Raw genomic sequence first — 10,530 nt, 5'->3', positions numbered from 1 at the left:
CACAACAACAATGGCCGATCGCGTCGTACTTGCGTACTCGGGCGGGCTGGATACATCCGTCGCTATCAGCTGGATCGGCAAGGAGACCGGAGCCGAAGTCATCGCGGTCGCCATCGACCTCGGTCAGGGCGGTGAGGACATGGACTTGGTGCGTCAGCGCGCACTCGACTGCGGTGCGGTCGAGTCGGTCGTCATGGACGCACGCAACGAGTTCGCCGATGAGTACTGCCTGCCGACGATCAAGGCAAACGCGCTGTACATGGACCGCTACCCGCTGGTGTCGGCGATCTCGCGGCCGCTGATCGTCAAGCACCTGGTCACTGCCGCCCGGACGCACGGCGGCACCGTCGTCGCGCACGGTTGCACTGGCAAGGGCAACGACCAGGTTCGTTTCGAGGTCGGCTTCAACACCCTCGCTCCGGACCTGCAGGTCCTTGCCCCGGTCCGCGACTACGCGTGGACCCGCGAGAAGGCGATCCGTTTTGCCGAAGAGAACTCCATCCCGATCAACGTCACCAAGAAGTCGCCCTTCTCGATCGACCAGAACGTGTGGGGGCGCGCAGTCGAGACGGGCTTCCTCGAGGACCTGTGGAACGCGCCGACGAAGGACGTCTACGACTACACGATCGACCCGACCGTCAACTTCACCGCGCCCGACGAGCTCATCATCTCCTTCGACAAGGGTCGCCCGGTCGCGATCGACGGTCGTGAGGTGACGGTGCTGGAGGCGATCCAGGAGCTGAACCGCCGCGCCGGTGCACAGGGTGTCGGTCGCCTCGACGTCGTGGAGGATCGTCTCGTCGGCATCAAGAGCCGCGAGATCTACGAGGCTCCGGGCGCGATGGTGCTTATCACCGCCCACCAGGAGCTCGAGCACGTCACCCTCGAACGCGAACTCGGTCGTTACAAGCGGGGGATGGAGCAGCGTTGGAGCGAACTCGTCTATGACGGTCTCTGGTTCTCTCCGCTGAAGGACGCGCTCGACGCGTTCGTCATCAAGACCCAGGAGCATGTGTCCGGCGATATCCGCCTCGTCCTGCACGCCGGAGGAGTCATCGTCAACGGACGGCGTAGCAAAGATTCGCTGTACGACTTCAACCTCGCGACTTACGACGAGGGCGATACGTTCGACCAATCTGCTGCGAAGGGATTCGTTCAGCTGCATGGGCTTTCGTCGAAGATTGCGGGTCGGCGCGATCGTCAGGCAGCCGAGCGCGGCGTATGAGTTCGACGACCAACGAGGGCTCGCTGTGGGGCGGACGGTTCGCGTCCGGTCCCGCGGCAGCCATGGCCGCGTTGAGCAAGTCGACGCATTTCGACTGGGTGCTCGCCCCGTACGACATCCGTGCGTCGAAGGCTCATGCAAGGGTCCTCCACAGTGCCGGATTGCTGCGTGACGACGAGCTCGGGCCGATGCTGGACGGGCTCGATCTGCTGGCCGCCGACGTCCAATCGGGTGCGTTCGCGCCGGCGGAAAGTGACGAGGACGTGCACGGCGCCCTCGAGCGCGGACTTATCGATCGCGTCGGAACGGAGCTGGGCGGCAGACTGCGCGCGGGCAGGTCGCGCAACGACCAGGTCGCGACACTGTTTCGGATGTGGCTGCGCGACGGGGTCCGTCGGGTCGCGGCCGGATTGCTCGACGTCGTCGATGCCTTGACGACGCAAGCCGCCGCTCATCCGGATGCAGTCATGCCTGGCAAGACACACTTGCAGGCTGCACAGCCGGTGCTCCTCGCGCACCACTTGTTGGCGCACGCGCACCCGTTGCTCCGCGACATCGGTCGATTGCAGGATTTCGACAAGCGCGCCGCGGTCTCGCCCTACGGGTCCGGTGCGCTCGCCGGTTCGTCGCTCGGCCTAGACCCGGATGCGATCGCGGCGGAACTGAAGTTCGACAGTGCTGCGGACAACTCGATCGATGCGACCTCGTCACGCGACTTCGCGGCTGAGGCCGCATTCGTGTTCGCGATGATTGCCGTGGACCTGAGCCGGATGGCCGAAGAGGTAATCATCTGGAGCACACCGGAATTCGGGTACGTCACGTTGGCCGATGCGTGGTCGACCGGATCTTCGATCATGCCGCAGAAGAAGAATCCCGACGTTTCGGAGCTCACGCGTGGCAAGGCGGGCCGGTTGATCGGCAACCTTGCCGGCTTGCTCGCGACGCTCAAGGCGCAGCCGCTCGCCTATAACCGTGACCTGCAGGAAGACAAGGAGCCCGTCTTCGATTCGGTTGCGCAGTTGGAGTTGCTGCTCCCTGCGATTGCCGGGCTGGTGTCGACGCTGACCTTCCACACCGACCGCATGGCCGAACTTGCGCCCGCCGGATTTACGTTGGCGACCGATATCGCCGAATGGCTGGTCCGCCATGGTGTGCCGTTCCGTGTCGCACACGAGGCGGCGGGCGCGTGCGTGCGGCAGGCGGAGGCGAGGGGGGTCGGGCTTGCTGACCTCACCGACGACGAGTTCGCCGCGATCGATCCAGCACTGACTGCCGACGTGCGCGACGTCCTCACGGTCGCCGGTTCGATCGCATCTCGCAACGCGCGAGGCGGTACGGCGGGCACTGCGGTCGCGCGTCAACTCGGCGGAGTCCGCTCGCATGCGGACTCGCTTCGTGGTTGGTGTGTGTAAGGACCCAGTTTCGCTGGGGAACCCGTCGCTCGCGTGGCTATGTGGGAAGCTCTAAAACGAGACGCAGTCCGGACGTTGCTTGGGAGTGAACGTGGTTGAGATCAACGCCGAGTCGTTGAGTGGGCCGCTGCAGCGGCTTATCGCAACAGCGCAGAACGGACTCGAGGTTCTTCGCTTCGGCGGCCTCGAAACGGGCGCTACCTCTTCGCCTTTCGAGGTCGTCGAGCGCAAGCCGATGTACCGCCTGCGCCGCTATTTCCCGCACGATGAGCTCGGCGCGCGGCCACCGGTCGTACTGGTGCCGCCGATGATGATCTCTGCTGACGTGTACGACGTGACGCAAGAGGACGGTGCCGTCGGAATCCTTCGTGCGGCGGGCGTCGACCCGTGGGTCGTCGACTTCGGCTCGCCGGCGACCGAAGAAGGCGGCTGGGAGCGGACCCTCACCGACCATGTCGTTGCGGTGAGCGATGCCGTCGCCGATGTTCGTCGGCACACCGGCCGCGACGTGCATCTCGGTGGCTACTCGCAGGGTGGAATGTTCTGCTACCAAGCCGCCGCGTATCGCCATTCGAAGGATCTGGCGAGCGTCATCACCTTCGGTAGTCCGGTCGACCTTGTCAACAACTTGCCCGTGAACCTGCCCGCGAACGTTGTGTCGCGGGGCGCCGAGTTCTTGGCCGACCATGTGTTCAACCGGCTCGCGATCACGGATCAGATGGCACGCACCGGCTTTCAGCTTCTCGACCCGATCAAGACGATCAAGTCGCGCTGGGATTTCGTTCGACAGCTGCACAACCGTGAAGCACTGCTGCCACGCGAGCAGCAGCGCCGTTTCCTGATGAACGAGGGCTGGGTGCCGTGGTCCGGACCGGCCATCGCGGAACTCCTGAAGCAGGTCGTCGCCCACAACCGGATGATGTCGGGCGGTTTCGTCGTCAACGATCAGACCGTGTCGCTCTCCGACGTCACGTGCCCGATTCTGTCGTTCGTCGGCGAGGTCGACGACATCGGCCAGCCAGGAGCGGTCCGCGGCATCAAGCGAGCGGCCTCCCGTGCCGAAGTATCCGAAGTTACTTTGCGTGCAGGACATTTCGGCCTGGTGGTTGGCGGCACCGCTGCCAGACTCACGTGGCCGACGGTGGGCGAGTGGGTTCTCTGGAAAGAAGATCTCGGACCTATTCCCGAACTGGTCCACGAAATGACAGAAGAGCAAGAGCCGCTGGATTCCGCAGCCGCCGTCAGCCGTGTCGCGCAACGGGCAGCCTCGGTTGCCGAAGTCAGCGTGGGTCTCGGCCGCGGCATAGCAGGGATTGCCACCAATGCCTTGCGGGGGACGCTCGATCTGTCGGGCGAAGCGGCCCGTGCCTTGCCGCGTCTGGCTCGGCTCGGCCAGATTCAGCCCCACACCCGGATTTCGCTCGGCAGTTTGCTCGCGGAACAGGGCAGGCGTGCGCCGATCGGCGAATGCTTCCTGTTCGACGACCGCGTTCACACGAACGCCGCGGTCAACACTCGTATCGACAACGTCGTTCGGGGCCTGATCAAGGTCGGCGTTCGCCCCGCAGCGCACGTCGGTGTCCTTATGGAGACCCGTCCCAGTGCGTTCGTCACGATCGGCGCTCTCTCTCGCCTCGGTGCGGTCTCGGTACTACTGCCACCGGGCGGCGACCTCGCGACCGCCATCGAGCTCACCGAAATCGACACGGTGATCTGCGACCCCGGCAACCTCAAGAGCGCCGCTGCTACGGGCCTCAAGGTGCTCGTCCTCGGTGGCGGTGACAGCCGCGGACTCGACGTCGAAGTCGGCGACGGCATCATCGACCTCGAGCAGATCGATCCGTCTCAGGTGCGGTTGCCCGCGTGGTACACCCCGAACCCGGGGCTTGCTCGCGAGCTGGGCTTCGTTCTGCTCAGCGGTTCCGGGAGCCGGATGGAGACCAAGCCGGTCACCAACTACCGCTGGGCCCTGTCGGCATTCGGTACTGCTACGGCAGCCGATCTCGATCGCCGGGACACCGTGTACTGCCTTGCCCCGCTGCATCATTCGTCTGGACTGCTGGTGAGTCTCGGCGGTGCGGTCGCGGGCGGTTCGCGCATCGCGCTCTCGCGCGGACTGGACCCAGAGCGGTTCGGCGAGGAAGTCCACCGATATGGCGTGACGGTGGTGACCTACACGTGGACCATGCTGCGCGAGATCCTCGATGCGGACAGCATTCCTGTGGGCCGAGACCATCCGATCCGGCTTTTCATCGGTTCGGGTATGCCGGTAGGTCTGTGGCACCGGACCCTCGAACGGTTCCAGCCGGCGCGAGTTCTCGAGTTCTACGCGTCCATTGAGGGCGATGTCGTCCTCGCGAACGTGTCGGGCGCGAAGATCGGTTGCAAGGGTCGCCCCGTTCCTGGCACGGCACGCGTGGAACTTGCGGCGTTCGACCCGATCGCGGGCAAACTGCAGGAGGACGCCGAGGGACTTGTGCGCCGGTGTGACGATGACGAAGTCGGCATCCTCATGGGCAGGGTCAATACCGGTGTCGAGGTCGGCAAGGGTGTCATGCGCGGGGTGTTCGAGCAAGGCGACGCATGGGTCCCGACGGAGAACCTGTTCCGGCGTGACGCGGACGGCGACTACTGGCTGATGGACGCGAAGAAGACGGTAGTCAGGTCCGCACGCGGTCCGGTGTACACGCAGCCGATCGTCGACACTCTGGACGAGGTGCAGGAAGTCGATCTTGCTGTTGCATATGGCATTCCGGTCGGGAGTCACGAACTCGCGGTCGGGGCCGTCACGGTGCAGCAGGGGAGGACCATCACTGCGGACATTGTGTCGGGGGCACTTCGCCAACTGCTCCCATCGGACCGCCCCGACCTGGTCCATGTGGTCGACGAATTGCCGGTGAGCTCGTCGTATCGGCCGGGCGCGTTCGCTCTGCGGGCAGAAGGATTGCCGAAACCCGGACCGTTGACGTGGATTTACGACGTTCACGACGGCATCTACAAGGAACTCACCGAAGAGGTTGCCTCGAGGCTGTTCCCGACCGACTCGGCGAGCTAGCGTAGCGTCGCTGCCGTGGAGACAGAATTCGTGCTCGATCCGACCCTGCACAGCATCCTCGCCTGCCCGCAGGACCATGGTCCGTTGCTGCTGGTCAAGGCGGAGAACATCTTTTACAACCCGCGGCTGCGACGGGCGTACCCGATCGACAACGGCATCCCGGTGCTGCTGATCGATGATGCTCGTGACGTCGCCGACGACGCCGAGCACGAACGCCTTGTCTCCGCCGGCATCGAAGCCCCGAAGCTGGATGGCGAAGAGAACTAGGGGAGATCGCCGGTGAGGTAGCGCTGCAGCGTCGGCGCCACCAACGGCACCAACTCGTCGAGAGACATCGAAGCGATGGGTTCGATCTCGATGATTTTGCGTGCGGCAAGCAACCCGAACATCTGCGACGCAACGAGCGCAATCCGCTTATCGCCGGACCCCTTCGGAACGTCGACGCGGACGCGCACGTCCTTGAGCGCAATCTCAACGAGAAACGTGCGGATCAGCGTCGGATCGGCGCCCGCGATAACTCCGCGAAACGCTGCGAGAACACCGACTCCGGCGGGCGAATCCCATGCCCCGACAACGGTGCGAATGATCTGTTCGCCGAGCCGATCGATAGGTGCCGCGTTCAGGGGGCCCAGCACGATTACGGGATCGACGGGTAGCGCGACGACTGCGACGAACAGGTCCTGTTTCGTCCCGAAATAGTGGTGGACCAGCGCGGAGTCGACTCCAGCTTCGGCGGCGATCGACCTGATCGAGGCCTTGTCGAAGCCGACTTGCGCGAACCGGTGGCGCGCAGCGTCGAGAATTGCTTCCCGCGTCCCGGACTGTCCTGGACGGCGACCGGTGCGGCCGCCGTCCTGCTGTCCTGCTGGTTTGCTCACGTTAGGGGGTCCGCCGTCGGAGAGTTGCCGCCCCGAGGCACAGGGCCACCACTGCGAACGCCGCCACCACCATGAGGTCACGCCACATCAGCCCTGTTGCGGTCGTGTGCACGGAAACTTCGTTCAGCGCGTCGACGGCGTAACTCAGCGGCATGAAGTTACTGATCGCCTCGAGCCAGCCCGGCAGCTGGCTTCGTGGAACCAGCAATCCGCACAGGAAGATTTGCGGCGCGACGACCAGCGGCATGAACTGCACGGCCTGAAACTCGGTGCGGGCGAAAGCACTTGCGAGAAGACCGAGTGCCACGCCGAGCACGGCATCGACCATTGCAACAAGAATGACCAGGCTGATTCCGCCCTTGATCTGGAGACCGAGCAGGCCGAAGCTCACAGCGCAGGCAAAGGCTGCCTGTACGGCCGCGGCGACTGAGAATGCGCTTCCGTATCCGCCGAGCAGGTCGAGCTTCGACACCGGTGTCGTCATCAGTCGTTCGAGCGTTCCGGAGGTGCGCTCGCGCTGCATCGCGATCGCGGTAATCAGGAACATCACGATGAACGGGAGGATTCCGAGCATGCTGATCCCGACGCGGTCGAACAGCGACGGCTGGCCCGGCAGGGTCGGGTAATCCTGATAGATGAAGTAGAGCAGCGTCATCAGGACGGCGGGAACGACGACGATCATAGCTACCGTTCGGTGATCTGCCCTGAGCTGCTTGAGGATTCGAATCGTCGTTGCGGCGTAGGCACTCGCGTTCATGTCGGCGCTCCTGCACTTCTGATGAGGGAGAGGAAGGCGTTCTCCAAACTGGTTTCGCCGGTTCGGGCGCGGAGTTCGTCGGGCGGAAGTTCGGCGAGCAGCTTGCCGTCACGCATCAGAAGCAGCTGGTCGCAGTGTTCGGCTTCATCCATGACGTGACTCGACACGAGCAGTGTTGTGCCTTTGGCAGCGAGCGCGGCGAAGCGGTCCCAAAGTTCGACTCGAAGGACAGGATCGAGGCCGACCGTGGGTTCGTCCAGCACGAGCAGTGCGGGGTCTGCAACCAGCGCGCATGCGAGCGAAACTCGAGTGCGTTGACCGCCGGACAGTTCGTCGCCGCGGTGCTTTGCGTGTTCGGTCAGACCGACCGAATCGATCGCAGCCGAGACGTCTGCGGAGGTCTTACGGTAGAAAGCGCCGAAGTACGCGACGTTGTCGCGCACGGTCAGGTCGGAGTAGATGCTGGGGGACTGGGTTACATATCCGACCTGGGATCGTAGAGGTGCCGATCCCGCAGGCTGGTCCAACACTGTGACCTCGCCTGATTCGACGATTTGTGTGCCGACGACACAGCGCATCAGGGTGGTCTTACCGCACCCGGACGGTCCGAGCAGTCCCGTGATGGAACCACGCGGAACTGACAGGCTGACGTCGTGCAGCACTGCCTTCTTGCCTCGTTGCACGTTCAGATTCCGGATCGCAATAGCGTCCGCGTCGACGGATCTCGACATCTACCGCTCCAATTCATCGGGTGATGAACTCATCACGTAGTGAATTTATAGACCCTGATGAATCGCAGGTCAAGAGGCGCGGCACAATCGAATATGTGACGCTGGGAGCCCTGTTGGACGTCGATCCGGTGACCGCTGCCAGCCGGATTCTGGGCGCAACTTTGACGGTCGACGACGTGGCAGTTCGCATCGTCGAAGTCGAGGCCTACGGTGGCGATCCCGCAGGACCGTGGCCGGACCCTGCCGCACACTCGTATCGCGGGCCGACGCCGCGAAACCGGGTGATGTTCGGTGAAGCGGGGACCTTGTACGTGTACCTGAGTTACGGCATGCACTTCTGCTTGAACGTCACCTGCGGACCGCCCGGGATCGCCGGCGCAGTACTGCTGAGATCGGCGGAGGTGGTCGAAGGGATCGACGTCGTGACTCAGCGCAGGCCCGCGGTTCGTCGCTTCTCCGACCTTGCCCGTGGACCCGGCAATCTGGGCAAGGTCCTGGCAATAAATCTGTCGGACAACGGGACTCGGCTCTTCGACGCAGGGTCGAGGACGCGCCTCGAACTGGACTCTGTCGACAGGTGGCAGTCCGGACCGCGAGTCGGCATCAGCACGGCACCGGATCGGCCGTGGCGACTCTGGCTACCCGAATCGGCGGCGGTGTCGGCCTACCGGAGAAACCCCCGTGCACCGGCTCCCATCGATGCGGAAAGATCGACGTCGTGACCAACATCGTCGACGAACTGACCTGGCGCGGACTTCTTGCGCAATCTACCGACCTGCAAGCGCTGCGCACCGCGGTCGACGGGGGAGCGGTCACCTTGTACTCGGGTTTCGATCCGACGGGACCGAGTTTGCATGCGGGACACCTGGTTCCGTTGCTTGCGCTGCGCCGATTCCAGCTCGCAGGACATCGGCCGATCGTGTTGGCGGGCGGCGCGACCGGACTGATCGGTGATCCGCGTGACGTCGGCGAACGCACCATGAACTCAGCAGACACGGTTTCGGACTGGGCTGCTCGGATTCGTTCTCAACTGGAGCGGTTCGTTGATATCGACGACTCGCCAACTGGCGCGGTGATCGTCGACAACCTCGATTGGACGGGCCCGCTGACGGCGATCGATTTCCTGCGCGACATCGGAAAGCACTTCTCGGTGAACGTCATGCTGTCGCGCGAGACCGTCAAGCGACGGCTCGAAGGCGAGGGCATGTCGTACACCGAGTTCAGCTACATGTTGTTGCAGGCCAACGACTTTCTGCATCTGCGGCGCAATTTCGGCTGCACGCTGCAGGTCGGCGGTTCGGATCAGTGGGGCAACATCATCGCCGGCGTTGAGCTGAACCGCCGGGTCGACAGCGAGTCGGTGCATGCGCTGACGCTGCCCCTGGTCACTTCGGCGGACGGGAAGAAGTTCGGTAAGTCGACGGGTGGCGGCAGCCTGTGGCTCGACCCGACGATGACCAGCCCCTACGCCTGGTATCAGTACTTCGTGAACACCGGTGATGCCGACGTAGTTCGTTACCTCCGGTGGTTCACATTCCTGTCGGCCGAGGAACTGGCCGAACTCGAGACCGCAACGGTCGAACGCCCACACGCCAGGGAGGCGCAACGTCGCCTCGCGGCCGAGATGACAACGCTCGTCCACGGCGAGCAGAACACGCGAGCGGTCGAACTTGCGAGCCAGGCGTTGTTCGGCCGGGCCGCACTGGACGATCTGGACGAGTCGACCCTTGCAGCCGCACTGCGTGAGGCCGCGGTTGCCGAACTACGCGCCGACGACCCGAGTTCGATCGTCGATCTGCTGGTTCTGAGCGGACTGTGCGAGAGCAAAGGCGCTGCGCGGAGAACCGTCAAGGAGGGCGGAGCGTCGGTGAACAACGAGCGGATCAACGACGAAACCTGGACTCCGTCGACGGCGGACTTCCTGCACGGTCGCTGGCTGGTGATTCGTCGCGGCAAACGCAACTTTGCGGGCGTCCAGTCGGTGGTCTGAATCACATTGTTGTAATTCGCAGTGAACTCCCGGTGAATGGCGCTGACCGACCTGCGGTTTTACCGTGCGAAAGTCCCCCGACCAGGCGATTTGACGTGGTGTTCTTGTTCACGTAACTTTCTTCAAGTCAGAGCGACACGGACACCGACCCGGAGCCGAGAGGCCAGAGCCGCAAGGTTCACGGGACACGAGGTTGGACGGTTGAGCGCTTAGGCCACAATCAAGAAGTACAGAGGTCCTAGGATCGCTTGCTTCGAACTGGCTCAGATGGAACCCGGCTTTGACGGCGGGGACCGGATAGGCTAAGATGGAACGGTTGCCCCAGAATCCCCCGGAAAGTTCCGAGGTAACTGGTGTGCGCGTGTTCTTTGAGAACTCAACAGTGTGTCGATGAATGTCAGTGCCAAATGTTTTTTGTTTGGTTTTGATCATCCTTCTTCTTTCATCCCTGTCAGGGGGAGGGTGGTTTGCTAGTCATAATG

At 63.6% G+C, this 10,530-nt stretch carries 9 protein-coding genes; 6 read left to right on the top strand and 3 right to left on the bottom strand.

The annotated features are described in order from the left end of the window. Nucleotides 1-10: 10 nt before the first annotated feature. The 4 genes from JGU72_RS00045 to JGU72_RS00030 all read left to right on the top strand — a co-directional run bounded on the left by JGU72_RS00045 (nt 11) and on the right by JGU72_RS00030 (nt 5,959). Entirely contained in the window at nt 11-1,225 is a 1,215-nt protein-coding gene (locus JGU72_RS00045) for an argininosuccinate synthase (RefSeq protein WP_199681738.1), read from the top strand. After that, a complete protein-coding gene (gene argH / locus JGU72_RS00040; protein WP_199681737.1) occupies nt 1,222-2,637 on the top strand; it encodes an argininosuccinate lyase in 1,416 nt (471 codons plus the stop codon). Before JGU72_RS00045 ends, argH begins: the two co-directional genes overlap by 4 nt. A gap of 91 nt (nt 2,638-2,728) precedes the next feature. Then, nucleotides 2,729-5,692: an acyl-CoA synthetase gene (locus JGU72_RS00035; protein WP_199681736.1), complete on the top strand. Its 2,964-nt coding sequence runs from the start codon at nt 2,729-2,731 to the stop codon at nt 5,690-5,692. Between the two features lie 15 nt (nt 5,693-5,707). Further along, a complete protein-coding gene (locus JGU72_RS00030) occupies nt 5,708-5,959 on the top strand; it encodes a Trm112 family protein (RefSeq protein ID WP_307828240.1) in 252 nt (83 codons plus the stop codon). Here JGU72_RS00030 and JGU72_RS00025 read toward each other — a convergent pair. From JGU72_RS00025 to JGU72_RS00015, 3 genes are read right to left on the bottom strand one after another with little or no spacing between them, the layout of a single operon-like run. Continuing rightward, nucleotides 5,956-6,570, bottom strand: coding sequence for a TetR/AcrR family transcriptional regulator (locus JGU72_RS00025; protein WP_199681735.1), 615 nt, complete (start codon nt 6,568-6,570; stop codon nt 5,956-5,958). The genes JGU72_RS00030 and JGU72_RS00025 overlap by 4 nt on opposite strands. Nucleotide 6,571: 1 nt before the next feature. Further along, a complete protein-coding gene (locus tag JGU72_RS00020; protein ID WP_199681734.1) occupies nt 6,572-7,327 on the bottom strand; it encodes an ABC transporter permease in 756 nt (251 codons plus the stop codon). Then, on the bottom strand, nt 7,324-8,058 hold the full coding sequence (locus JGU72_RS00015; RefSeq protein ID WP_199681733.1) for an ABC transporter ATP-binding protein: 735 nt from the start codon (nt 8,056-8,058) through the stop codon (nt 7,324-7,326). Before JGU72_RS00015 ends, JGU72_RS00020 begins: the two co-directional genes overlap by 4 nt. 95 nt (nt 8,059-8,153) lie before the next feature. On the opposite strand from JGU72_RS00015, the gene JGU72_RS00010 reads away from it, so the two are divergent. Next, a complete protein-coding gene (locus tag JGU72_RS00010) occupies nt 8,154-8,780 on the top strand; it encodes a DNA-3-methyladenine glycosylase (RefSeq protein ID WP_307828239.1) in 627 nt (208 codons plus the stop codon). Next, nucleotides 8,777-10,048, top strand: a complete 1,272-nt coding sequence (gene tyrS, locus JGU72_RS00005) for a tyrosine--tRNA ligase (RefSeq protein WP_374101042.1) — start codon at nt 8,777-8,779, stop codon at nt 10,046-10,048. The genes JGU72_RS00010 and tyrS overlap by 4 nt, the downstream gene beginning before the upstream one ends. Nucleotides 10,049-10,530 lie beyond the last annotated feature (482 nt).

It is taken from the genome of Antrihabitans auranticaus (assembly GCF_016481275.1).
Taxonomy (GTDB): domain Bacteria; phylum Actinomycetota; class Actinomycetes; order Mycobacteriales; family Mycobacteriaceae; genus Antrihabitans.
The sequence above is the reverse complement of the archived record's forward strand: the minus strand, read 5'-3'. Positions and strand labels throughout refer to the sequence as shown.

Excerpts from the sequence above, each read along its gene's own strand:
- JGU72_RS00020 (WP_199681734.1), bottom strand. The coding sequence starts at position 7,327 with ATGAACGCGAGTGCCTACGCCGCAACGACGATTCGAATCCTCAAGCAG.
- JGU72_RS00015 (WP_199681733.1), bottom strand. The coding sequence starts at position 8,058 with ATGTCGAGATCCGTCGACGCGGACGCTATTGCGATCCGGAATCTGAAC.
- argH (WP_199681737.1), top strand. The coding sequence starts at position 1,222 with ATGAGTTCGACGACCAACGAGGGCTCGCTGTGGGGCGGACGGTTCGCG.
- JGU72_RS00045 (WP_199681738.1), top strand. The coding sequence starts at position 11 with ATGGCCGATCGCGTCGTACTTGCGTACTCGGGCGGGCTGGATACATCC.